Origin of the sequence: Sphingopyxis sp. J-6 (assembly GCF_046603995.1) — a bacterium.
Lineage (GTDB): Bacteria > Pseudomonadota > Alphaproteobacteria > Sphingomonadales > Sphingomonadaceae > Sphingopyxis.
The window spans coordinates 1733472-1756380 of the sequence record NZ_CP145810.1 but is presented as its reverse complement, the minus strand read 5'-3'; the positions used below and the strand labels follow the sequence as shown (position 1 = coordinate 1756380).

General features: G+C 65.1%; 24 protein-coding genes. 17 read left to right on the top strand and 7 right to left on the bottom strand.

Annotation, left to right across the window (positions count from 1 at the left end):
• Positions 1-106: 106 nt before the first annotated feature.
• The 3 genes from V6U71_RS08400 to V6U71_RS08390 all read right to left on the bottom strand — a co-directional run bounded on the left by V6U71_RS08400 (position 107) and on the right by V6U71_RS08390 (position 3364).
• Positions 107-886 carry an SPOR domain-containing protein gene (locus V6U71_RS08400; RefSeq protein ID WP_411341812.1) on the bottom strand — a complete coding sequence of 260 codons (780 nt, stop codon included), beginning with the start codon at positions 884-886 and terminating at the stop codon, positions 107-109.
• Positions 886-2613, bottom strand: a complete 1728-nt coding sequence (gene argS / locus V6U71_RS08395; RefSeq protein WP_411341811.1) for an arginine--tRNA ligase — start codon at positions 2611-2613, stop codon at positions 886-888. Before argS ends, V6U71_RS08400 begins: the two co-directional genes overlap by 1 nt.
• Before the next feature lie 139 nt (positions 2614-2752).
• Complete coding sequence (locus tag V6U71_RS08390) at positions 2753-3364, bottom strand: hypothetical protein (protein ID WP_411341810.1); 612 nt, start codon at positions 3362-3364, stop codon at positions 2753-2755.
• 209 nt (positions 3365-3573) lie between these two features.
• Between V6U71_RS08390 and ispH the strand changes: the two genes are divergently transcribed.
• From ispH to rnhA, 3 genes are read left to right on the top strand one after another with little or no spacing between them, the layout of a single operon-like run.
• Entirely contained in the window at positions 3574-4560 is a 987-nt protein-coding gene (gene ispH, locus V6U71_RS08385; protein WP_411341809.1) for a 4-hydroxy-3-methylbut-2-enyl diphosphate reductase, read from the top strand.
• Positions 4560-5519, top strand: coding sequence for a homoserine kinase (gene thrB, locus V6U71_RS08380; protein WP_411341808.1), 960 nt, complete (start codon positions 4560-4562; stop codon positions 5517-5519). Before ispH ends, thrB begins: the two co-directional genes overlap by 1 nt.
• Positions 5516-5974: a ribonuclease HI gene (rnhA, locus tag V6U71_RS08375; RefSeq protein WP_054587547.1), complete on the top strand. Its 459-nt coding sequence runs from the start codon at positions 5516-5518 to the stop codon at positions 5972-5974. The genes thrB and rnhA overlap by 4 nt, the downstream gene beginning before the upstream one ends.
• Before the next feature lie 17 nt (positions 5975-5991).
• Here the strand turns inward: rnhA and V6U71_RS08370 are convergent, their stop codons facing one another.
• On the bottom strand, positions 5992-6168 hold the full coding sequence (locus V6U71_RS08370) for a YegP family protein (protein WP_411341807.1): 177 nt from the start codon (positions 6166-6168) through the stop codon (positions 5992-5994).
• 75 nt (positions 6169-6243) lie between these two features.
• Positions 6244-7374 (bottom strand): NAD(P)/FAD-dependent oxidoreductase, encoded by a 1131-nt coding sequence (locus V6U71_RS08365; protein ID WP_411341806.1) that lies wholly within the window; start codon positions 7372-7374, stop codon positions 6244-6246.
• 95 nt (positions 7375-7469) lie between these two features.
• Between V6U71_RS08365 and V6U71_RS08360 the strand changes: the two genes are divergently transcribed.
• The 7 genes from V6U71_RS08360 (at position 7470) to V6U71_RS08330 (ending at position 14584) form a co-directional block, all read left to right on the top strand.
• The gene (locus V6U71_RS08360) at positions 7470-7958 is read left to right on the top strand and encodes an A24 family peptidase (RefSeq protein WP_054587546.1); all 489 of its coding nucleotides are present in this window, start codon (positions 7470-7472) and stop codon (positions 7956-7958) included.
• Between the two features lie 48 nt (positions 7959-8006).
• Positions 8007-9047 carry a Flp pilus assembly protein CpaB gene (gene cpaB, locus V6U71_RS08355; protein ID WP_054587545.1) on the top strand — a complete coding sequence of 347 codons (1041 nt, stop codon included), beginning with the start codon at positions 8007-8009 and terminating at the stop codon, positions 9045-9047.
• 1 nt (position 9048) lies between these two features.
• Positions 9049-10536 (top strand): type II and III secretion system protein family protein, encoded by a 1488-nt coding sequence (locus V6U71_RS08350; protein ID WP_411341805.1) that lies wholly within the window; start codon positions 9049-9051, stop codon positions 10534-10536.
• Positions 10537-10561: 25 nt separating this feature from the next.
• Positions 10562-11215: a CpaD family pilus assembly protein gene (locus V6U71_RS08345; protein WP_411341804.1), complete on the top strand. Its 654-nt coding sequence runs from the start codon at positions 10562-10564 to the stop codon at positions 11213-11215.
• A complete protein-coding gene (locus tag V6U71_RS08340) occupies positions 11212-12486 on the top strand; it encodes a pilus assembly protein CpaE (protein WP_411341803.1) in 1275 nt (424 codons plus the stop codon). Before V6U71_RS08345 ends, V6U71_RS08340 begins: the two co-directional genes overlap by 4 nt.
• 66 nt (positions 12487-12552) lie before the next feature.
• A complete protein-coding gene (locus V6U71_RS08335; protein WP_411341802.1) occupies positions 12553-13524 on the top strand; it encodes a type II secretion system F family protein in 972 nt (323 codons plus the stop codon).
• 13 nt (positions 13525-13537) lie between these two features.
• Positions 13538-14584, top strand: a complete 1047-nt coding sequence (locus V6U71_RS08330; RefSeq protein ID WP_411341801.1) for a type II secretion system F family protein — start codon at positions 13538-13540, stop codon at positions 14582-14584.
• A gap of 51 nt (positions 14585-14635) precedes the next feature.
• On the opposite strand, the gene V6U71_RS08325 is transcribed toward V6U71_RS08330, so the two are convergent.
• Together V6U71_RS08325 and V6U71_RS08320 are read right to left on the bottom strand one after the other, a co-directional pair.
• Positions 14636-15637, bottom strand: a complete 1002-nt coding sequence (locus V6U71_RS08325; protein ID WP_411341800.1) for a fumarylacetoacetate hydrolase family protein — start codon at positions 15635-15637, stop codon at positions 14636-14638.
• A 47-nt stretch (positions 15638-15684) separates the two neighbouring features.
• Positions 15685-16101 (bottom strand): hypothetical protein, encoded by a 417-nt coding sequence (locus V6U71_RS08320; RefSeq protein WP_054587538.1) that lies wholly within the window; start codon positions 16099-16101, stop codon positions 15685-15687.
• 149 nt (positions 16102-16250) lie between these two features.
• On the opposite strand from V6U71_RS08320, the gene V6U71_RS08315 reads away from it, so the two are divergent.
• The 7 genes from V6U71_RS08315 to V6U71_RS08285 all read left to right on the top strand — a co-directional run bounded on the left by V6U71_RS08315 (position 16251) and on the right by V6U71_RS08285 (position 22908).
• Complete coding sequence (locus V6U71_RS08315; RefSeq protein ID WP_411341799.1) at positions 16251-17483, top strand: sensor histidine kinase; 1233 nt, start codon at positions 16251-16253, stop codon at positions 17481-17483.
• A 189-nt stretch (positions 17484-17672) separates the two neighbouring features.
• Complete coding sequence (locus V6U71_RS08310) at positions 17673-17879, top strand: cold-shock protein (RefSeq protein WP_054587536.1); 207 nt, start codon at positions 17673-17675, stop codon at positions 17877-17879.
• Positions 17880-17882: 3 nt separating this feature from the next.
• Entirely contained in the window at positions 17883-18146 is a 264-nt protein-coding gene (infA, locus tag V6U71_RS08305; RefSeq protein WP_054726426.1) for a translation initiation factor IF-1, read from the top strand.
• Between the two features lie 233 nt (positions 18147-18379).
• Positions 18380-18592, top strand: a complete 213-nt coding sequence (locus V6U71_RS08300) for a hypothetical protein (RefSeq protein ID WP_411341798.1) — start codon at positions 18380-18382, stop codon at positions 18590-18592.
• Between the two features lie 245 nt (positions 18593-18837).
• Positions 18838-20184, top strand: a complete 1347-nt coding sequence (locus V6U71_RS08295; RefSeq protein WP_411341797.1) for a glutamine synthetase family protein — start codon at positions 18838-18840, stop codon at positions 20182-20184.
• A gap of 115 nt (positions 20185-20299) precedes the next feature.
• Positions 20300-21568, top strand: a complete 1269-nt coding sequence (locus tag V6U71_RS08290) for an NAD(P)/FAD-dependent oxidoreductase (RefSeq protein WP_411341796.1) — start codon at positions 20300-20302, stop codon at positions 21566-21568.
• Positions 21565-22908, top strand: coding sequence for a transaminase (locus V6U71_RS08285; protein ID WP_411341795.1), 1344 nt, complete (start codon positions 21565-21567; stop codon positions 22906-22908). The genes V6U71_RS08290 and V6U71_RS08285 overlap by 4 nt, the downstream gene beginning before the upstream one ends.
• Position 22909 lies beyond the last annotated feature (1 nt).

Genomic DNA, 22909 nt, shown 5'->3' with positions numbered 1-22909 from the left:
TGCGTCAACCTCCATCGGCTGGCACCCCCTCGTGCGCCATCCAATGCGCGCATGATGGCACGGCCCGGTTACCGAACCAATGAGTGCTGCGGCCAAGCGGGCCGAATCAGCGGACGATGACGCAATTTTCGCCGGCAACACGCAATTTCCCGCACAGATTTGCGGCGTTGGCGGCCGAACCTGCCGAAACGCGCAAGCGATAGACCTTGTTGTCGCCCACTGTCGCCGGCGACACCGACTTGCCGAGGTCGGCCAGATAGGCGAACCGCTTCGACAGGTTGGTCCACGCCTTGGCGGCGGCCGCCTCGCTGCTGAAGGCGCCGAGCTGGATCATCGCGCCGCCCGAAGCGGCGGGCGCATCCTTCGCGGCCGCATCGGCGGTCTTGACCGAGGTCGCGGCCGGCTTGCCCTTGTCGCTCGCGGCGGGTTTGGCCGCTGCGGCCTTTTTGGCTGCGGCTTTGTCCGCGGCCGCCTTCTTCGCGGCTTTCGCTGCTGCCTCGCGTTCTTCGGGGGTTACCGCGGGCTCCTCGGGCATGCGGCTCGGATCGACCTTACCACCGGGCAAGACGCCCTCGCTGGCGGCAAAGCTCGCATCGCCTTCGCCCTCGAAGGTCTTGGCGGCGTCGTTCTTCGGCACGACCTTGTAATCGCCCTGCTGCGCCGCGATCAGTTCGCCCTGCCCGCGCGCGCCGCCGTTCTGGACCCACCAGAGGCCGCCGAGCACCGCGCCGATCAACAGCAACCCGCCGAGCACCATGACCAGCAGGCGCACCGGCGATACCTCGCCATCCTCGTCATATTCGTCGGCGGCTTCGAGCCAGGGCAGCCGGTCCTCGTCTTCCAGACCCAGTCCGGCGTCCCCCTGCCCCTTGCTGTCGTCGGCCATCAAACCATCTCCTCGAGCGCCTCGACCCCCATCAGGTGCAGCCCGTTCCGGATGACTTGCCCGATTCCATCGGCCAAATAAAGCCGCGTCGCAGTCAATTCGGGATCGTCGGCGATGATCACCCGCGCCTCGGGCTTGTCGTTGCCCATATTCCACCACGCGTGGAAGGCCGCGGCGACCTCGCCCAGATAGAAAGCGATACGGTGCGGTTCGCGCGCCGAGGCGGCCGATTCGACGATTCGCGGGAATTGCGCGAGCAGTTTGACGAGGCCGAGCTCATAGCCGTCGAGCCGCGCCGGGTTCGGCATCGCGGCCGCGATGCCCGCATCGGCAAGCTTGCGCTTCAGCGATGCGATCCGCGCATGCGCATACTGGACATAGAAAACCGGATTGTCGCGCGATGCCTCGACCACCTTGGCGAAATCGAAATCCATCTGCGCGTCGGCCTTGCGCGTCAGCATGGTGAAGCGCACCGCATCCTTGCCGACTTCGTCGACGATATCGGCGAGGGTGACGAAATTGCCGGCGCGCTTCGACATCTTGAACGGCTCGCCATTCTTGAGCAGCCGGACCATCTGGACCAGCTTGACGTCGAACTTCTTCTCGCCGCCGGTCAGCGCCGCGACCGCCGCCTTGATCCGCTTCACCGTCCCGGCATGGTCGGCGCCCCAGATGTCGATCAGCTCGTCGGCATCCTGACTCTTCTGGAAATGATAGGCGAGGTCGGCGCCGAAATAGGTCCAGCTACCGTCCGATTTCTTGATCGGCCGGTCCTGATCGTCGCCGAATTTGGTCGATCGGAACAGCGGCAGTTCGACCGGCTCCCAATCCTCGGGGGTTTCGCCCTTCGGCGCCTCGAGCACGCCGTCATACACGAGGTCGTGCGCGCGCAGCCATTTTTCCGCGTCGTCGGGCTTGCCCGCCGCCTGCAGTTCGGCTTCCGACGAAAACAGGTCGTGATGGATGCCGAGCTTGGCGAGGTCGGCGCGGATCATATCCATCATCGCGCTCACCGCCTCGGCGCGGAACAGGCCAAGCCAGGCGCTTTCGGGCGCTCCGACGAAGCGGTCGCCATATTCCGTCGCCAGCTTCTGGCTGACCGGGATCAGATAGTCGCCGGGATAGAGCCCCTCGGGGATCGCGCCGATATCCTCGCCGAGCGCCTCGCGGTACCGCATGTGCACCGAACGCGCGAGCACGTCGACCTGCGCGCCGGCGTCGTTGACATAATATTCGCGGATGACCTTGTGCCCAGCATATTCGAGCAGCGCGGCGAGCGCATCGCCGACGACCGCACCGCGGCAATGGCCGACGTGCATCGGACCGGTGGGATTGGCCGAGACATATTCGACGTTGACGCGCCGCCCCGCGCCCATTGCCGAACGGCCGTATTCGCCGCCCTGATCGTGGATCAGCGCCAACTCGCCGCGCCAGCTATCGTCGACGAGGCGGAGGTTGATGAAGCCGGGGCCGGCGACGCTCGCCTCGGTCACTTCATCGAGCGCGCCGAGTTCGGCGACGAGCAGTTCGGCAAGCGCGCGCGGGTTCATTCCTGCCGGCCTGGCGAGCACCATCGCGGCGTTGGTCGCGACATCGCCATGCGCGGGATCGCGCGGCGGTTCGACGCTGACCGCGCTGCGGTCGAGCCCGGCAGGCACGGCATTTTTCGCGGCAAGCGCATCGAGCGCGGCGCCGATATGGTCGGAAAAACGGCTGAACAGGGTCACGGCGGATCCTAATCTTCAAATGGAGTGAGGCGTTGCGAGCGCCCTAACGCAGCTTGCGCAACGCGAAAAGCCCTGCGCCGCCGGAAAAGCGTCGCAGGGAGCATCGGCGAACGGCGCAGGAAAAGCGCCGCCGCGCCCCTTATCGTCGGACGTTATATTCGAGCTGTTCCTGCGTCAGCTGGAAGCCGACGAGCAGTTCGAAGCTGGCGCGCTGGACCGCCCCGCGCACTTCGGGGACGCTGAGCGGGTCGATCGCGGCGTCCTGATCGCCCGCCTTACGCTTGCGCGTGATGCGTTCCATGATGTCGGCGGGCAGCGTCGCGGCGGCGCGGTCGACATAGGCCGACGCCTGGCCGCGCCCGGTACCGCGCGTCTGCCCGTCGGCAAAGGTGACCGCGACATTGCCGAGCCGCTTGGCGACGACGACGGTCCCGCCCTGCACGACGGTCGCGAAATAAGGCAGGGTCACGGTCCGAGCGGGGCCGGCATCGCGGCGTGTCGCGACGACGTCGAAATTCGCGAGCTGATAGACCTTCTCGCCCTCGTCGTTGCACTGCGGCGTCACATTGGTGATCATCGCGACGACGTCGATCGCGCTCGCGTCGCGGCTCGTCGCGGGGTCGAACAGGGTGATGTCGCCCGTCTGCAGCGGCACCGCCACCGACGGGCAGGCGCTGCGCGTCGAGGTAATGCCAACGCCGCCCGAGACATCGATCTCATTGTCCTTCGCACAGCCCGCCACCGTCGCCATGGCTGCCGTTCCGCACAGCAGGGCCAGGAATTTGCGGGACGGAGACGAAATGGACATCATGATGAACGGGCTTTCCAAACTGGCGCTGATGCGTCGGAACGAATGTCCCGAGCGTCATGCGCGCCGCTTCTTATCGGTGCGATGAACGCGGCGCAACGGTGCGAAGCTCCTTTACCCCATATGCGATGCTGCGCTAGAGCGCCCGCTTAATGAACGCTCCGCATAACTTTGCACCGCCAAAAGGCAGCCAAACGGCAGAACTCAAGGTTTTGATCGCCGCGCCGCGCGGTTTTTGCGCCGGCGTCGACCGCGCGATCCGCATCGTCGAACTGGCGATCGAGCGCTTCGGCGCGCCGGTTTATGTCCGGCACGAGATTGTCCACAATCGCTATGTCGTTGAAACGCTGAAGGCCAAAGGTGCGATTTTCGTCGAATCGCTCGACCAGATTCCCGACGATGTTCCGGTCGTCTTCAGCGCCCACGGCGTTCCCAAGGCGGTTCCGGCAAAGGCGGAAATGCGCGGGCTCGACTATATCGACGCGACCTGTCCGCTGGTATCGAAGGTCCATCGCCAAGCCGAACGCGCGAACGAGGCCGGGCGCCACATCATCTTTATCGGCCACGCCGGCCACCCCGAGGTGATCGGGACGCTGGGCCAGCTTCCCGACGGTGCCATGACATTGGTCGAATCGGTCGACGACGTCACCGCCCTCACGCCCGCCGATCCGGAAAAACTGTCTTTCCTCACCCAGACGACGCTGTCGGTCGACGACACGCGCGACATCGTTGCCGCGTTGCAGCACCGTTTCCCCGAAATCTCCGGCCCGCGCGGCGAGGACATCTGCTACGCGACGTCGAACCGCCAGCAGGCGGTGAAGGCCATCGCCGGTCAGTGCGACCGGGTGATCGTCATCGGGGCGCCGAACAGCTCGAACAGCGTCCGGCTCGTCGAGGTCGCCGAGCGGATGGGTACACCCGCGCATCTCGTCCAGCGCGGGGAAGACATCAACCCGGCATGGCTGCACGGGATCGGCACGCTGGGGGTCACCGCCGGTGCCAGCGCCCCCGAAGAGCTGGTCCGCGAAGTGATCGACGCGATCGCGGCGCACCGGACGATCGTCGAGGACGTCGTCGTCACCGCCGAGGAAAACATGATCTTCAAGCTGCCCCGCGGGCTCGAACCGGCACCGAACTAATGGCCGTCTATACCGAGGTCGATCCCGACGATCTGGCCGCTCTCGTCGCCCGCTACGACATCGGCACCGTCCTGTCGTGCAAAGGCATTGCCGAAGGCGTCGAGAACAGCAATTTCCTGCTCGAAACGACCGGCCGACGCTTCATCCTGACGCTTTACGAAAAGCGCGTGCAGGCGAGCGACCTGCCCTTCTTCGTCGACCTGCTCGGCCACCTAGCCGATCAGGGCTGTCCCGTCCCCGCGATGATCCGCGACCGGAACGGCGAAGCGATCCAGCAGATCTCGGGCCGCGCCGCCTGCATCATCCAGTTTCTGTCGGGCATATCGCTGACCCATCCGACGCCCGCCCAGTGCGAAGCGGCGGGTGCGGCGCTCGGCGCCATGCATCGCGCGGTCGCCAGCTTTCCCGGCGCGCGCGAAAACAGCATGGGCCATCTTCACTGGCGCGGCGTCGCCGAGGCCACCGGCGATCTCGATGCTGTCATCCCGGGCTTGCAGGCCGTCGTCGATACCGAATTTTCCTGGCTCGACGCGCATTGGCCGGCCGATCTTCCAGCGCATGTCATTCATGCCGATCTGTTTCCCGACAATGTGCTGATGCTCGGCGACCGGGTGACCGGCCTGATCGACTTCTATTTCGCCGCGACCGACTACCGCGCCTACGACGTCGCGGTTACCCACGCATCATGGACCTTTTCGGGCGACGGTGCCGAATGCGACCGCGCACTCGCACGGGCGCTGATGCAGGGATATGCCCGCGAAATCACGCTGACCGACGCGGAAATTGCCGCCCTGCCGCTGCTCGCGCGCGGTGCGGCGCTGCGCTTCCTGCTGACCCGTGCGCACGACTGGGTGCATACGCCCGCCGACGCGCTGGTCACCCGCAAGGACCCCGTCCCCTTCCTCAATCGCCTGCGCCGCTATCAGGCAGCCGACGCCGCCAGCCTGTTCGCCGCATGAGCGACGCGCCGGCAAAGACGGTGATCGTCGCGACAGACGGCGCGTGCAAGGGCAACCCCGGCCCGGGCGGCTGGGGCGCCGTGCTCCGCTGGGGCGATGTCGTAAAGAAGCTGTCGGGCGGTGAGCCCGACACCACGAACAACCGCATGGAACTGATGGCGGCGATCGAAGCGCTGGCGGCGCTCAAGCGCCGCTGCCGCGTCGAACTGTCGACCGACAGCGTCTACGTCCGCGACGGCATCACCAAATGGGTGTTCGGCTGGCAGAAGAACGGCTGGAAGACCGCCGCGAAGAAACCTGTCGCCAACGCCGACCTTTGGCAACGGCTGATCGCCGAGGCGAAACGGCACGACATCGAATGGCTGTGGGTCAAGGGCCACGCCGGTCACGGCGACAACGAACTGGCCGACCAGCTTGCCAGCGATGCCGCGCTGGAGGTTGCGCGGGCGCGCTGAACGCCCGCGCAAAACGGTCAGCTTTCGTCGCGAACTTCGGCGCCGGGGCCGTTTTTCAGAATCGATTCGATCGCATTCTTCGCCGACGCCTTGCTCGAATAGCCTTCGGTCCAGAAGATCGGTTCGTTGTTATATTTGAAATAGGCGACGAACTCGCCGGCCTTGTTTTTCTTGATCTCGAAATAATGGGCCATGGAACCTCCGCTGCGGGAGTCGCTCGAACAGCGACCATGATCGAACTTAGCTCGCCGGAGCGCCTGCGCAAGCGGTCACCCGAAACGTGCTGGCGCAAAGGGCAAAGGATCGACCGCGGCGATCGCGCCCCCGGGCGCGGGCGCGCCCAGTTGAGCGGCGAGCAGCGCTGAAATAGCGGGCGCCGTCTGGATGCCGACGCCCCCCTGCCCCGCGCACCAGATGAAGTCCGGCTCGCGTACGTCGGCGCCGAAAACCGGCATGCGGTCGGGCGCGAAACTGCGCAGTCCGGCCCATTTGCGTTCGACCGCAGCGACCGGCCAGTCGACCACCGACTGCAACCGGTCGATCGCAAGCGCGACGTCGAGCTCGTCGGGTACCGCGTCGCAAGCCGCCATCGGCGTTTCGTCGTGCGGGCTCAGCCACACCCGGCCTTCGCTCTCGCCCTTGAAATAGAAATCGCCGCCGACATGGACGACGAGCGGCAGGTCTGCGGGTACCGCCACGCCGAGGCGCACCTGCAGGACCGTACGGCGAAGCGGCTGGATCCCGATCGGTGCGATACCGCAAAGCGCCGCCACCTCGTCGGCCCATGCTCCCGCCGCATTGACGATCATCGCGGCCGCGATCGTCCCCGCCGCCGTGCGGACCTCCCAGCCGGCGCCGGTACGCCGCGCCGACCGAAGCGGCGCGCGCGTCACAAGCGATGCCCCCGCCCGCTTCGCCGCGCGCAAATAGGCGGCGTGCAGCGCGCCGACATCGATATCGCGACATGCGGGTTCATATGCGCCTTCGGTCCACGCCGGCCGGAGGCCGGGTATCTTCGCTGCAACGCCGGCACCCGTGAACCGGGTCACATCGACGCCCTGCCCCGAAAATTCGGCGACAAAGGCATCCACTGCCGCCGCTTCGTCCTGACGCCCGAGGGTCAATGCGGTACGCGGCAACAGGAAACCGCGATCCGAAAATGCCGCCGGCGGCTTGTCGAGCAGCGCAAAGGACACCGCCGACAGCGGCTGCACCCCCGCCCCGCCATAGCTTTCATGCCAGAACGCCGCCGACCGGCCGGTTGCGTGGCGGCCGGGCATATCCTCCGCCTCGATCATCGTGACCCGGCGATACGGCGCGAGCGCCGCGGCAAGGCTGGCACCTGCGATTCCGGCGCCGACGATCAAGACATCGGTGGACGAAGGCGCGGCGGCGGTCATGGCCGCCCGCATATCGGCTGGTCCGCGGAATGCAAGCCGCGCGGGCCCGTCGGCATGGTTACTCTTTGGTAAGCCATGGTTGCTAGAGGAAATGCATGGAAAACGGCTCGCTCGCTCTTGCCCTGATGGCCTTGCTGGCCGCGTTGATGATTGCCGCCGCGATCAGCGATCTTCGCTCGCGGACGATCTCCAACGGCCTCAACGCAGCGATGGCGCTGCTCGCCATTCCGTTCTGGATTGCGATCGGCCTGCCCGTCTGGCCCGATGTGCCGATCCAGTTCGGCGCCGCCTTTGCAGTATTTCTGGCCTTCGTCGGTCTGTTCGCGATCGGCGCGATGGGCGGCGGCGACGTCAAGATGATCGGTGCCGTGATGCTTTGGGTGCCACTGCCCCTGTTCATGCCGACGTTGACCGTCATGGCGATCGGGGGCGGCATCCTGTCGGCCGTCATGCTCGTGCAGATGAAAATACGCCGGTCGCAAGGCCCGGTCGAAGTGCCTTACGGGGTCGCGATCGCGGCCGCAGGGCTTTGGGTGCTTCACCAACAATATCTTAACCAGTTTCAGTCTATCGGTTCGACCTGAGGGTAAGCACCGCCGCGTCCGGTGGGTGTTAGGAGGCGAAAAATCGTCATGGATACGCGAAAGATAATGCTGATCGTCGGCGCGCTGGTCATTGCGATCGGTGCGGCGTTCGGGGTCAACCTGATGATGCGGGGATCATCGACACCGGAGGCTCGCGCCGCCGCTGCACCGGAAATCAACGGTCCGATGATCCTCGTCGCAACGCGGCAGCTTCCGGTGGGGACGATCGTCGGCCCCGACAGCTTCCGTTTCCAGCCGTGGCCGAAGGAACTGGTCGAGAAGGCCTATTTCCTGAAGGACAAGACCGACGTGAACACGCTGGTCGGTACCGTGGTCCGCTATCCCATCACTGCCGGCCAGCCGGTCACGCAGGGCGCACTCGTCCATCCCGACGACCGCGGCTTCCTTGCTGCAGCGCTTGGCCCGGGCATGCGCGCGGTCACCGTCAAGGTGTCGCAGGAACAGGGCGTCGCCGGCTTCGTCTTTCCGGGCGACCGCGTCGACGTGGTCCTTGCCCAGGAAATCGAGATCAAGGAAGGCAGCTCCTATCCTGACTCGCAACTCTACACGGCCGAGACGATCGTTCGCAACGTTCGCGTCCTTGCCACCGACCAGCGCTACAATGCCGAGGACGAGACGGGCAAGACCCCGGTCAACACCTTCGGCTCGGTGACGCTCGAGGCGACGCCGGAGATCGCCGAAAAAATCGCCGTCGCGCAGAATATGGGCAAATTGTCGCTCGCGCTGCGCCCGCTGGCCGAAAGCGCCGGCGACCTCGACGCTGCGATTGCATCGGGCGAAATCAACGTCCCGGCAAAGGGCGGCACCGCCGCCGAGAAGAAGATGCTGGCCGAAGCGGCCGCCCGCCCGACCTCGGGCCGGGGCTCGGCAACGACCGGCGGCGACGTTTCGCGCTTCTGGGTTCCTGTCAGCGGCCGCGTCCAGGCACCGCCGCGCCAGCAGCAGCAGTCATATGGCGGCGGCATGCCGTCGGCAACGGGATTTGCCGCACCGGCGGCACCCCGCGGCCCTGTCGTCCGCGTGACTCGCGGCGGCCAGGTCACCGAAGTTCCGGTGGGGGGTAAGTAAGATGAACAGCAAAGCCAATTTCTTGGGCACGGCGCTGGCGCGCACCCTGGCCATCGGCCTCGTTGCAGCCACGCTGATCTCCGCTCCGGCCCAGCAGGCGTCGGCACAGGCGGTCCAGAATGCGAGCAGCAGCATCGACCTGTCGGTCGGCCGCGGCCGCCTGATCAGCCTCCCCGCCGCGATGACCGACGTGTTCGTCGCCGACGACAAGGTCGCCGACGTGCAGGTCCGCTCGAGCCGCCAGCTCTATGTCTTCGGCAAGACGCCCGGCGAAACGAGCGTCTATGCTACCGACGCCAGCGGCCGGGTCGTCTATTCGACCGTCGCCCGCGTCGGCAACAATATCGAGACGATCGACCAGATGCTGTCGCTCGCGATGCCCGAGGCATCGATTTCGGCGAACACGATGAACGGCCTCGTGCTGCTCACCGGGACGGTCCAGTCGCCCGACGACGCCGCCGAAGCCGAACGGCTGGTGCAGGCTTTCGTCGGCGAACAGACCAAGGTCGTCTCGCGCCTTCGCACCGCGACGCCGCTGCAGGTCAACCTGCAGGTCCGCATCGCCGAAGTAAACCGTTCGCTCGTCAAGGAAATCAGCGGCAACCTGCTGACCCGCGACATGACCGGCGGCTTCCTCGGCGGCGTGTTCAACGGACGCACGCCCGGCCAGATCCTGTATCCGGGCGAAGGCGATCCGGTGGTGCCGCCCGGGGTCAAGCGCTATATCATCAACACGCCGAGCGGGACGCGGAGCCTTGCCGGCGCCGGCCGCCTGTTCGGGATGGACCTGATCGCATCGCTCGACCTTGGCGAACGTTCGGGCATGGTCGCGACGCTGGCGCAGCCGAACCTCACCGCGATTTCGGGCGAAACCGCCGACTTCCTCGCGGGCGGCGAATTCCCGATCCCGATCCCCGGCAACTTCGCCGGCACGACGATCGAATATCGGAAATATGGTGTCAGCCTCGCCTATACGCCGACGGTGCTGTCGAACGGTCGCATCAGCCTGCGCGTCCGTCCCGAAGTGTCGGAACTGTCGACCGAGGGCGCGATCGAGATGGAAGGTTTCCAGATCCCGGCGCTGACGATCCGCCGTGCGGAAACGACGGTCGAACTCGGGTCGGGCGAAAGCTTCATGATCGCCGGCCTGATGAACAACCGCTCGATCGGCGCGATCGACAAGCTGCCCGGCCTCGGCGACGTGCCCGTCCTCGGCATGCTGTTCAAATCGGACAGCTTCCGCCGCGGCGAAACCGAGCTGGTGATCGTCGTGACGCCCTATCTGGTCAATCCGGTGTCGGCGAACGAGATCAAGCTGCCGACCGACGCCTTCCAGGCGCCGAACGATCTTGGACGGCTGCTGCTCGGACAGGAAAGCAACGGTGTGACTGGTGGCGACCGGCCGAAACCGCGCCTCGACACCTCGGTGGGTGACGCCGACCGCCTGCGCGGCAGCGACGAAGTGTCGCCCGGCTTCAGTATCAAGTGACGCGCTGGTTTTCAGGAGCAAAGTGATGAAAAAAATCGCAACTTGGACGGTCCTGGCGCTGGCCACCTCGCTCGCCGGCTGTGCCGGCAGCGCGGGCAGCAACACCAGCCTCGAATCGGTGCATCAGCCGGTCGTTCGCAACGCCATCTATCAATTCGACGTCGCTGCTTCGAACGGCGAACTACCGCCCAGCGAACAGGGCCGCCTCCAGGGCTGGCTCGACACGATGGGCGCGCGCTACGGCGACCGGATCGCGATCGAAGACCCCTCGGCCTATGGTTCGTCGGGCGCACAGGCAGTGATCCGTTCGATGGTCGAACGGCGCGGCCTGCTGATGAGCAACGACGTTCCCGTCACGACCGGCGCCGTGCCGCCCGGCTATCTGCGCGTGGTGATCACCCGCGCTTCGGCCAGCGTCGCGGGTTGCCCCGACTGGGCGACCAAATATTCGGTCAACATCAAGAACGCGACCTCGTCGAACTACGGCTGCGCCACGAACAGCAACCTCGCTTCGATGGTCGCCGATCCGAACGATCTGATCAAGGGCACCAGCGAGGAACGGAATGACCCCGCCGCCGCGACGCGTGCGATCAAGACCTATCGCGAAAAGCCGCAGACCGGCGCCGGCGAGTTGCGCGGCCAGTCGACGAGCAACAGCAACGGGGGAGGCAGCCAGTGAACGCTCCGTTCAAAGCCGCGGGTCTTCGCGATCCGTTCAACGCCTTTGTCTGCGACGACGACACGCTGGAGCTGATCCGCGTTGCCGCCGGCGACATGGGCTGGTCGATCGAAAAGTGCAACAAGGGCGGCCTGCGCAATGCCGTCCAGTCGCTGTCGGTGTCGGCGAGCCCGAACATCCTGTTCGTCGACATGTCGGAATCGGGTGACCCGATCAACGATATCAACGCCCTCGCTGAAGTGTGCGAACCCGGCACGGTCGTGATCGCGGCCGGCCAGGTCAACGATGTCCGCCTCTACCGCGACCTCCTGTCCAGCGGCATTCAGGATTATCTCCTGAAACCGCTGTCGCTCGACCAGGTTCGCGAATCGCTGACCAACGCGCAGGCGATGCTCAGCGCGCCGAAGCACGCCGACATGCTCGATGCCAAACCGCATCACATGATGGCTGTGGTCGGCGTTCGCGGCGGCGCCGGCGCATCGCTCGTCGCGACGTCGCTCGCCTGGGCGATGAGCACGCAGGCTGATCGCCAGACTGCGCTGCTCGACCTCGACGTCCATTTCGGGACCGGCGCATTGACGCTCGATCTCGAACCGGGCCGCGGCTTGATCGACGCGATCGACAACCCCAGCCGTATCGACGGACTGTTCATCGAACGCGCGATGGTGCGCGCGTCGGACAAGCTCAGCCTGCTGTCGGCCGAAGCGCCGATCCACCAGCCGGTGATGACCGACGGCTCGGCCTTCTTCCAGCTCGAAGAGGAACTGCGGGGCGCGTTCGAGATGACGATCGTCGATATCCCGCGGCAGGTACTGATCCCCTTCCCGCACCTCGTGTCGGAAGTGGGAACCATCCTGCTGGTCAGCGACGTCACGCTCGCCTCGGCGCGCGATACGATCCGTCTGCTCTCGTGGTTCAAGCAGAATGTTCCGGGCGCGCGCGTGCTGCTCGTCGCGAACAAGTTCCAGACCGCGATCGGCGAACTGTCGCGCAAGGAGTTCGAATCGTCGATCGAACGTCCGATCGACATCGTCATCCCTTTCGATCCGAAACTGGTGAGCCAGTCGGCAAAGCTCGGCAAATCCTATGCCGAGATTTGCAAGGGCACCAAGGCAGGTCAGGTCTGGACGAATTTGATGCGATTGGCGCTCGATGCGGCCGACGAGGAAGCCGAGGAAGCTCCCGTCGCCAAAAAGGCAAAGGCGGGCGGCTCGCTGCTCGGCAAGCTGGGCGGCATCGGTGGCATGATGGCCAAGAAGGGCGCGAAGTAAGGATGATGCCGGCCGGCATTGTCCGGCCGACATTGCCCCTTTGACCGAAGCGGACAAAGTCAGAACATGAACCTGTCAGTCATCCTCATCATCGCCGCCGCCTTCCTGGCCTTTGCCGTGCTGGTCATCCTGCTCGGCGGCCCTTCGGTCGGCAAAGCGAAGTCGCGGCGCCTGTCGATGGTCAAGGACCGGCACGCCAACTCGACCGAGGCGGTCGTCGCAGCGCAGATGCGCAAGACCATTCAGGCGGCCGGCGGGCAAGGAAATGCAAACATCTCCAGCCTGATGCCGCGTCGCGAGCAGATGGAATTGCGGCTGCGCCGCACCGGCAAGGGCTGGACCGTCAGCCAGTATATGCTCGGTTCGATGGCCGCGTTCGTGATCGTGACTGGCGTGCTGCTTGTTTTTCGTTCGCCGCCGCTGCTGGCCGCCATGATCGGGCTGCTGGCGGGGTTGGGCCTTCCCTATATGATCGTCGGCCGGCTGATCAACAAGCGCCTGAAACAGTTTAACGCGCGTTTTCCCGATGCGATCGACCTGCTCGTCCGTGGTCTGAAATCCGGCCTGCCGGTCACCGAAACCTTCCAGGTCGTCAGCCAGGAGCTCCCGGGTCCCGTCGGCGAGGAATTCAAGGGCGTGATCGAGCGCATCCGTATCGGTAACACCATGGAAGCCGCGCTGCAGGAATCGGCGAACATGCTGGGAACGCCTGAATTCCAGTTCTTCTGCATCACCATCGCGATCCAGCGCGAAACGGGCGGCAATCTCGCCGAAACGCTGGCCAATCTGTCCGACGTTCTGCGCAAGCGCGCGCAGATGAAGCTGAAGATCCGCGCCATGTCGTCGGAAGCGAAAGCGTCGGCCTATATCGTCGGTTCGCTGCCCTTCTTCGTCTTTGGCATCGTGTGGATGATGAACCCCGAATATCTCCAGGGCTTCTTTTTCGAACCGCGTCTGATGATCGCCGGTCTCGGGGGGCTCGTGTGGATGAGCATCGGGGTGTTCATCATGGCCAAAATGATCAACTTCGAAATCTGAGGAGGCATACAAGATGAACAGCAGCCTTCTCCTCACCGCCTTTACCGGCGCCCAGCGCGGCCCGACCCTGCTCGGCGTCGACGTCATCTGGGCCTCGACCCTGCTGGCGGCGGTCGGCGTGTTCGCCGTGATCGTCGCGATCTATGGCGCGCTGACGGTCCGCGATCCGATGGCGAAGCGCGTCAAGGCGCTCAACGATCGCCGCGAACAGCTCAAGGCCGGCGTCACCGCATCGACGACGAAGCGCCGCGCGCGGCTGGTTCGCAAGAACCAGACCGCGGACAAGATGCGCACCTTCCTCGGCAAGCTGCAGGTGCTGCAGGACGAGCAGATCAAGGACGTGCAGCAGAAGCTGGCGCAGGCCGGCATCCGGTCGAAGGACCTCGCAGTCACCGTCATTTTCGGACGCCTTGTCCTGCCGATCGTATTCGGCGGCCTTGCGGCCTTCCTGATCTATGGCGTCGAAATGTGGCCCGATCTGACGCCCTTCAAAAGCGCCGCCGGCGTGATGGGGGCATTGCTGCTCGGCTACAAGGCACCCGATCTGTTCGTCGATAACAAGCGCACCAAGCGCACCGACGCGATCCGCAAGGGCCTTCCCGACGCGCTCGACCTGCTCGTCATCTGCGCCGAAGCCGGTCTGACCGTCGACTCCGCCTTTTCACGCGTATCGAAGGAACTCGGACGCGCTTATCCCGAACTGGGTGAGGAGTTTGCGCTTACCTCGATCGAACTCGGCTTTCTGACCGAGCGTCGACAGGCGTTCGAGAATCTCGCCTATCGCGTCAATCTCGAATCGGTGAAGGGCGTCGTCACGACGATGATCCAGACCGAGAAATATGGTACGCCGCTCGCCAGCGCCCTGCGCGTCCTGTCGGCGGAATTCCGCAACGAACGCATGATGCGCGCCGAGGAAAAGGCCGCGCGTCTGCCGGCCATCATGACCGTTCCGCTGATCCTGTTCATCCTGCCGACGCTGTTCGTCGTCATTCTCGGGCCGGCGGCCTGCTCGCTGAGCGACGCGATGTCGGGCGGGAAATTCGGCGGCGGCAGCGGCTGATCGACCAAAACCAACCGGAGAGGGGCGGGAGCGATCCCGCCCCTTTTTCGTTCAGCCGACCTGCTGTTCGATGGCGCCGAAGATGCTGTGGTGACGGTCGTCGTCCATCCAGATGCGGACCGTATCGCCCTTTTGCATGAACGGCGTCCGCGGCTCGCCCTGCACGATCGTCTCGACCGTCCGCACTTCGGCAAGACAGCTATAGCCTAGCCCGCCATCGCCAATCGACTTGCCGGGACCGCCGTCGGCACCGCGGTTCGACACCGTGCCCGACCCGATGATCGTGCCGGCGCCCAGATCGCGCGTCTTTGCGGCATGCGCGATCAGCGCGCCGAAATCGAACGTCATATCGACCCCCGCGTCGGCACGGCCGAGCGGCTCGCCGTTGAGGTCGACGCACAACGTCCCGTGAAGCTTGCCGTCCTTCCAGCGCTCGCCGAGCGCGTCGGGAGTCACGAACACCGGCGACATCGCGCTCGACGGCTTCGACTGGAAAAAGCCGAACCCCTTGGCGAGTTCCGCCGGGATCAAGCCGCGCAGCGACACATCGTTGGTCAATCCGACGAGCAGGATATGCTGGCGGGCGGTTTCGGGATCGACCCCTGCCGGAACGTCACCGGTGACGACCACCACTTCGGCCTCCATGTCGCAGCCCCACGCCGGATCGCCAAGCGGGATCGGATCGCGCGGGGCAAGGAAGGCATCGCTGCCGCCCTGATACATCAACGGGTCGTGCCAGAAGCTGTCGGGCATTTCGGCGCCCCGCGCCTGCCGCACCAATGCGACATGGTTCACATAGGCGCTGCCGTCCGCCCATTGATAAGCGCGCGGAAGCGGCGATGCCGCGTCGCGCTCGTGAAAGCGCTCCTTCGGGATCGCGTCATGGTTGAGATCTTCGGCAAGCGCCGCGAGGCGGGGCGCCGCATAAGCCCAGTTATCGAGCGCATATTGCATCGTTGCGGCGATCTGGCCGGCGTCGGTGTACCAGGCGAGATCATCGGACACGACGACAAGCCGCCCGTCGCGACCGGCTTTGAGCGAAGCTAGTTTCACACATGTCCCTTCGTCTGGCGATGCCGTCATCGCCCGAAGGGGAATGATCAGCGCGGCATCTGGATCGATGCGTAACAGGTAAAGCCGCTCTGGCCCGCCTGCAAGCGCCGGATATATTTCAGATAGGCCTGCGACTGGTTGTAGGTCGTGCCGGGCAAATTTTGCCCCTGAAACGCCCGCTTTACTTCCTCGCCGGTGAACGGCCGCACTGCCCCCGGGAATGCGCCCTTGGTGCCCGGCGGAACAAGCTTGCCGTTGGTGTCTATATACTGGCCGGCGGCCGTCGGCGGCGGAACCGGGATCTGGCAGTTCATCACCGAAACCGCCGTCTGGGCAAAGGCCGGGCGGATCGTCAGCGCCGCCGACACGCCAACCGCGCCGAGCGCCAGCATCCTGCGCCGCGAGGGCACGGCTTCATCGCTGCCCGCAGGCGTGTTTTCGGCCGGGATATCGCTGTTTTCCATGGCCGTCGCTTAAACCATCGATCTGCTAAGGAAAAGCAAAAGACCGCATGCGGGAGCAGCGCATCCCGCTTTGGGACATTCGCCCGCGAAGCGTTAACGGCCGCGAACGGCCTTGCATTATCCGGCGGCTTCGTGCGAGGCGAGCGACGATGCTCGACCGACTTTCCAGCCTGATCATCGCGTTGACGCTGGTTGCCGTCGCGGCGATTTTTGCGGCGCTGGCGGGCGGCGACGCGCTGGCCATCGCCATATTGACCATCGCAGGCCTCGTCGGCGCAGCCATCGTCCACGGGGCCGTTCCCGCGCCTCTCCCTGATCCGCAGGGCACCGCGACGCCACCGGCCGACCTGCCGCCGCCGTCGCTGCTGCGCCATCCCGATTTCGCGCTGTGGATCGATCAGGAAAAGGAGCCCTTGCTGGGCATCGCCGACAATATCGTCACCATCGCCAACGACGCCGCGGTCCGGCTGCTCGGCCGGCATATCGTGGGCGCCGATATCCGCACCGCGATCCGTCACCCCGCGGCTACCGAATGGCTGTCGCGGATCGACGGCGATGCCCCGCTTGAAACGATCAACCTCGTCGACTTCCCGCGCCCCGGCCAGCGCTGGACGATGCGGATCGCCACCCTCTCGGGGAACGAAAGCATCATCTTTCTGGCCGACCGTACGGCGATCGACGCCGCCGATCGCATGCGCTCGGACTTCGTCGCCAACGCGAGCCACGAATTGCGCACCCCGCTCGCCGCGATCCTCGGCTATGTCGAAACGCTGCAGGACATGAACGGCGACGCCGACCGGCCGACCCGCGACCGTTTCCTGTCGATCATCCAGCGCGAGGCGGGCCGGATGCAGCAGCTCGTCATCGACCTCCTGTCGATATCGCGCGTCGAAGCCGACCGCTTTCGCCGGCCGACGACCCCGGTCGATCTCGCCGCCATCGTCAAAACGACGATCGCGCAGCTTCGCGACAGCGAACAGGCGCGCGCCAGGGATATCGTCGCCAATGTCGGGGATGACAGCCAGCCGATGCTCGGCGACGGGGCGCAGCTCGGGCAACTCGCGCACAACATCATTTCCAACGCGATGAAATATGGCCGCGCAGGGACCCCGGTGACGGTCGAACTGGTCCGCGAAGGACGGCGCGTCCGCTTGTCGGTCAGCGACGAAGGCGACGGCATCGCTCCCGACCACCTGCCCCGCCTCACCGAGCGCTTCTACCGCGTCGACGAAGCGCGCAGCCGCTCGGTCGGCGGTACCGGCCTCGGCCTCGCCATCGTCAAGCATATCAGCGAGCGACATCAAGGACAGCTCGACATTCATAGCGAAGTCGGCCGCGGGACGCGGGTTTCGGTGACATTTCCGTTGACTGCGCAAAGTTGAATTCGGTCGGTCAAAAAGCCCGTTTCCGCTCATATCCTTGACTTTTCGGATATTAGGGCCCATCTTGCCACCGCTATCGTCGCCTGCGACGGATTTTTTTGCCTTTCGGCGGACACTTCCTTCTTCACGCTACTTGGCGCCGTCGGCATGAGCCGGCGGTAACTCCGATTCCGTGAAAGGAACGACCCCATGCCGATCGGCACCGTAAAATTCTTCAACACCGAAAAAGGCTATGGCTTCATCGCCAACGAGGATGGTTCGGGCGACAGCTTCGTCCACATCACCGCCGTCGAACGCGCCGGGATGGGCACGCTGAACAAGGATCAGCGCGTCTCCTATGAACTGGAAACCGACAACCGCGGCAAGACCTCGGCTGTCAATCTCCAGTCGGCCTGATCCTTGGCCAAAGAGGAACTGTTAACCCTCGACGGCCAGATCGATGAGATCCTCCCCGACGGACGCTTCGGCGTCCTTCTGGAGAATGACCATCGTATCATCGCTTACACGGCTGGCCGGATGCGGCGTTTCCGCATCCGGTCGGTCGTGGGCGACACCGTACGCGTCGAAATGACGCCCTACGATCTGACCAAGGGCCGGATCGTCTATCGCGATCGTGGCGCCGGCCCGGCCGGAAGCGGTCCGCGCAAAGGCGCCCGGCGCTGATTTTGCAAATAATTCAGTATAATTAGACTTCAGGATATTATGATTTTCAATTTGAATGCGTTTTCTTCTCCCCTTCGCCGACCGGCCCTCACGGGCCCCCGGGCATCCAAAGCGGTTCGGCGATCGCCGACCCTGTCGCGGCACGAATTACGCCGCCTGATCGCCGAGATGGTCGACTGATACCGCCCGCTTGACGACCCAGACTTAATCCGATCCCATCAAGGAGAGCCGCCATGTCCGCCACCAGCGATTTCTATCTGGCCCAGGCCGAGAAATGCGCCGCGGAAGCCGCGGAGACCGCGCTGACGCAAGTGCGCGACCGAAATTTGCGCGCGGCGCAGGCTTGGCGGACCATGGCCGACAAGCTGATCCTGACCGAAGCGACGCGCGCGCGGCAAGTCGCCGCCGCAGCCGCAAAGGCGCAGGCAGCGGCCGACGCAGCCTGATTGCCAGCCTGGCCTGACGCGCGCCGGTCAGTCGATCGTCGCGATCAAAGCAGTGTCGATCCGCGCCTTGTCGACGGTCAGCGGTGGCGACGGCGCTATGATATCGCCGGTCGCGCAAAGCAAAGAATCCGGCATCAAATCATGCCCTCGATGCCCGGATGCCGCCCCCCTCTGGCGCTGCGCCGAACTTCACGATAGGCTGCACCTGCACAAGCGGGCGTGTCTCTGCGCCCAATCGGGGGCACATGTCAGTCAATCTGGAACAATGGATCAGCGAACATAAGATCGACGAAGTCGAATGTATCATCCCCGACATCAACGGGGTCCAGCGCGGCAAGGTGTTGCCGGCGAAGAAGTTCCTGTCATCGGTGAAGGACAAGTCGCTGCGCATTCCGGGCAGCGTCTTCATCTGCACGATCGACGGCCATTATCCCGAGGATATCGACGATATCTGGGACAAGGATCCCGACAAGATACTGATCGCCGACCCGTCGACGATCTGCGTTGCCCCCGGTTTCACGTCGCCCACGGCGTTCGTGATCGCCGACGTCCACAACCGCGACGGCAGCGAGGTCGACATCGCGCCGCGGACCATCCTCAAAAAGGTGCTCGCGCTCTATTCCGAAAAGGGCTGGAAACCGATCATCGCGCCCGAGGTCGAATTCTACCTCGTCTCGCAGAATGCCGACCCCGACTTTCCGTTGACTCCGCCGACCGGCCGCTCGGGCCGCAGCGAGTCCGCGAGCCAGCCTTACGGACTGGAGGCGATGAACGAGTATGAGGATATCATCGATCATATCTATGACGATTGCGAGCTGATGGGGCTCGATATCGATACGATGATCCACGAAATGGGCGCGGCGCAGCTCGAGGTGAATTTCGAGCATGGCGACCCCCTGCGCCTCGCCGACGAGGTCTTCCTGTTCAAGCGCGTCGTGCGCAACGTCGCGAAGCAGCACGACGTCTATGCGACCTTCATGGCGAACCCGATGGCGGGCCAGCCGGGCAGCGCGATGCATATCCACCAGTCGGTCGTCGACGCCGAAACGGGGCGCAACCTGTTCGCGACCGCCAACGGCCGCGACAGCGCCGCTTTCCGCTCCTATGTCGCCGGCCTGATCCGCTTCATGCCGCAGATTTCGCCGATGTGGGCGCCGAATGTGAACAGTTTCCGGCGCATGCGGCCCGACAGCGCGGCGCCGATCAACGTCCAGTGGGGCGTCGACAACCGTTCGTGCGGTTTCCGTATCCCGGTGTCCGACAAGAATAACCGCCGCGTCGAGAACCGCCTGCCCGGCGCCGACAGCAATCCCTATCTGGCGATCGCGGCGTCGCTCGTCTGCGGCTATATCGGGATGGTCGATCGGATGGTGCCGCCGAAGCCGATCACCGGCAGCGCGTACAACCGCGCGCGCACCCTGCCGCGGACATTGGAAGCGGCACTCGACCGCTTCGCCTCGTGCAAGAAGGTCCGCAACCTGCTCGGCGATGACTTTTTCGAAATCTTCTTTGCCGTGAAGGATTATGAACTGTTCAACTATCAGTCGGTGGTGTCGAGCTGGGAGCGTGAACATCTGCTGATGCGGGTCTGACCGTGATTATGCCCCGCCCCTCCCCGTTCGCGTCGAGCGAAGTCGAGACGCCGTGCAGGCATGATGGATGTCTCGACTTCGCTCGACACGAGCGGAATTAGAGGTTCGCGTTGGAATGACCGACCCGCTGAACCACAGCTATTATGCGGCGACCGCGCACGCGCGGCCGCCGCGGCCTTTCGAGGGCGACGATTGCAGTTGCGACGTTGCCGTGATCGGCGGCGGGTTCACCGGGCTGAGTGCCGCGCTGGCCTGCGCCGAGCGCGGTTTTTCGGTCATTCTGATCGAACGCGAGCATATCGGCTTCGGTGCGTCGGGACGCAACGGCGGGCAATTGATCCCGGGGTTGCGCTGGACGGCGTCGGAACTGGAGGCCGATTTCGGACGCGAACGCACCGACGCGCTGTTCGACCTGTGCTGGCGCGACAACCGCGTCAAGGCGCGGATCGAAAAGCATGGCATCGATTGCGATCTGAAAGCCGGGCATCTCGAGGCCGCGTGGACGCCAAAGGATTTCCACGCGATCGCGCGCGAGGCCGACTATCTTGGGGCCCGCTTCGGCTATCGGACCGACGTCGTCGCGAAAGGCGATATGGGCGAACATATCGCCAGCCCGCTCTATCACGGCGGCGCCTATGATCCGCAGGGCGGGCATTTCCATCCGCTGAACTATGCGAGCGGTCTGGCGCGGGCTGCCGAAGCCGCCGGCGTTCGCATCTGGGAAAAGGAGAATGCTCGCCGCATCACCGACACCGCCGGAGAGCTTGGCGTGATGACCGACCGCGCGCACGTTGGCGCGCGCTATGTCATCGACGCGACCGATAGCTGGATCGGCGACGTCGAACCCGACCTCGGCCGCTACACCGTGCCGATCATGAACTATAATATCGCGACCGAGCCGCTGGAAAATGCCGACGGGCTGCTGCCGAGCGACGCCGCGGTCGCCGACAGCCGCTTCGTCCTCAACTATTTCCGCCTCTCGGCCGACAAACGCCTGATCTTCGGCGGCGGCGAACGCTATTCGCAGACGCCGCCGGGCGACATCGCGGCGTTCGTCCGCCCCTTCATGGTCGAGGTTTTCCCCGAACTCGCCGACGCCAAGATCGATTATGGCTGGGGCGGCGCGGTCGCGGTGACGATGAACCGGTTGCCGCACGTCGGGCGGCGCGGAAATGTCTTTTTCGCGCATGGCTTCTCCGGGCACGGCGCGCTGGTCACGACGCTTGCGGGCGAATTGATTGCCGAGGCGATGGCGGGGACCGCCGGGCGCTTCGATGTGCTCGCAAACCTGTCGTCCAGGCCCTTCCCCGGCGGCAAATGGCTTCGCCGGCCGCTCGCGACGCTGGGACTGCTCTATTATGCGATGAAGGACAAGCTCGGGTGATATCCGATGCGGCCATCGCGCGTATCGCTGCGCGCGAGGCGGAGCGTTTCCGCGCCGCCAATCCGCGCGCTTTCGCGAATCGGGCATCTGCGACCGGCTGGTTCCAGTCCGTCCCCTTCCACTGGATGAACGATTGGCCCAGCCCGGCTCCGATCGTCGCCGCTTCGGCGAAGGGCGCGACGCTGACCAGCATCGATGGCCAGACCTTCGACGATTTCTGCCTTGGCGACACCGCCAGCCTGTTCGGCCATTCGCCGCCCGCCCTCGCCGCCGCGCTGGCGAAACAGGCGGACGAGGGGCTCAGCTATATGCTGCCCACCGAGCGGGGCGCGGCGCTGTCGGAAAAGCTCGCCGCGATGTTCGGCCTGCCACAGTGGCAGGTCACAACCACCGCCAGCGAGGCCAATCGCGCCGTCATCCGCTGGTGCCGCGGGATCAGCCGGCGGCCAAAGATCCTGACCTTCAACGGCGCCTACCACGGCGCGGTCGACGATGCGTTTGTCGACCTGAAGGACGACCGCGCCGCGATGCGCGCCAGCCTCGTCGGGCAGGTCCACGACCTTCGCGGGACGACGAGCGTCATCGAATTCAACGATGAAGAGGCACTCGCGGCGGCGCTGCGCGGCGGCGACATCGCCTGCATCCTTGCCGAACCGGTGATGACCAACGTCGGCATGGTGCTGGACGCGCCCGGTTTCCTGTCGGCGCTGCGCGCGCTTTGCGACGAGACCGGGACGCTGCTGGTGTTCGACGAAACGCACACCATCTCGTCCGGCTATGGCGGTCACGGTGTCGTTCATGGAACCAAGCCCGACCTGATGGTAGTGGGCAAGTCGATCGGCGGCGGTGTGCCGTGCGCGGTCTACGGCTTCAGCGCCGCAGTGGCCGACCGGATGGCGGCGCTGAATCGCTCGCGGTCCGCGGGACACAGCGGCATCGGCACGACGCTGTCCGCCAACGCGCTGGCGATCACCGCGATGCACACGATGCTGGGCGAGGTCATTACCCCCGCCGCTTATGCCACGATGCTCCGCGGCGCCGCGCGGCTTGTGGCCGGGCTTGAACGGGAAATTACGGCTGCGGGCCTCGACTGGCATGTGACGAGCGTCGGCGCCCGGGTCGAATTCCTGACCTGCCCCGTCCCGCCGCGGAACGGCAGCGAAGCCAAGGCCGCGATGCATCCCGAACTCGAGTCCGCGATCCACCTGTTCCTCGCCAATCGCGGGATTTTGCTGGCGCCGTTTCACAATATGATGTTGGTGAGCCCGGTTACCGGCGACGATCAGATCGACCGGCTCGTCGGCGCGTTCGCCGACTGCACGAAAGCGTTGAAGGAGTAGA

Coding starts and splice junctions, on each gene's coding strand:
- V6U71_RS08315 (WP_411341799.1), top strand. CDS start 16,251: ATGCTCGACCGACTTTCCAGCCTGATCATCGCGTTGACGCTGGTTGCC.
- V6U71_RS08290 (WP_411341796.1), top strand. CDS start 20,300: ATGACCGACCCGCTGAACCACAGCTATTATGCGGCGACCGCGCACGCG.
- V6U71_RS08360 (WP_054587546.1), top strand. CDS start 7,470: ATGGAAAACGGCTCGCTCGCTCTTGCCCTGATGGCCTTGCTGGCCGCG.
- V6U71_RS08335 (WP_411341802.1), top strand. CDS start 12,553: ATGAACCTGTCAGTCATCCTCATCATCGCCGCCGCCTTCCTGGCCTTT.
- V6U71_RS08300 (WP_411341798.1), top strand. CDS start 18,380: ATGTCCGCCACCAGCGATTTCTATCTGGCCCAGGCCGAGAAATGCGCC.
- V6U71_RS08330 (WP_411341801.1), top strand. CDS start 13,538: ATGAACAGCAGCCTTCTCCTCACCGCCTTTACCGGCGCCCAGCGCGGC.
- V6U71_RS08370 (WP_411341807.1), bottom strand. CDS start 6,168: ATGGCCCATTATTTCGAGATCAAGAAAAACAAGGCCGGCGAGTTCGTC.
- V6U71_RS08310 (WP_054587536.1), top strand. CDS start 17,673: ATGCCGATCGGCACCGTAAAATTCTTCAACACCGAAAAAGGCTATGGC.
- V6U71_RS08365 (WP_411341806.1), bottom strand. CDS start 7,374: ATGACCGCCGCCGCGCCTTCGTCCACCGATGTCTTGATCGTCGGCGCC.
- V6U71_RS08295 (WP_411341797.1), top strand. CDS start 18,838: ATGTCAGTCAATCTGGAACAATGGATCAGCGAACATAAGATCGACGAA.
- cpaB (WP_054587545.1), top strand. CDS start 8,007: ATGGATACGCGAAAGATAATGCTGATCGTCGGCGCGCTGGTCATTGCG.
- V6U71_RS08390 (WP_411341810.1), bottom strand. CDS start 3,364: ATGGCGACGGTGGCGGGCTGTGCGAAGGACAATGAGATCGATGTCTCG.
- V6U71_RS08400 (WP_411341812.1), bottom strand. CDS start 886: ATGGCCGACGACAGCAAGGGGCAGGGGGACGCCGGACTGGGTCTGGAA.
- V6U71_RS08320 (WP_054587538.1), bottom strand. CDS start 16,101: ATGGAAAACAGCGATATCCCGGCCGAAAACACGCCTGCGGGCAGCGAT.
- ispH (WP_411341809.1), top strand. CDS start 3,574: ATGAACGCTCCGCATAACTTTGCACCGCCAAAAGGCAGCCAAACGGCA.
- V6U71_RS08345 (WP_411341804.1), top strand. CDS start 10,562: ATGAAAAAAATCGCAACTTGGACGGTCCTGGCGCTGGCCACCTCGCTC.
- V6U71_RS08350 (WP_411341805.1), top strand. CDS start 9,049: ATGAACAGCAAAGCCAATTTCTTGGGCACGGCGCTGGCGCGCACCCTG.
- thrB (WP_411341808.1), top strand. CDS start 4,560: ATGGCCGTCTATACCGAGGTCGATCCCGACGATCTGGCCGCTCTCGTC.
- rnhA (WP_054587547.1), top strand. CDS start 5,516: ATGAGCGACGCGCCGGCAAAGACGGTGATCGTCGCGACAGACGGCGCG.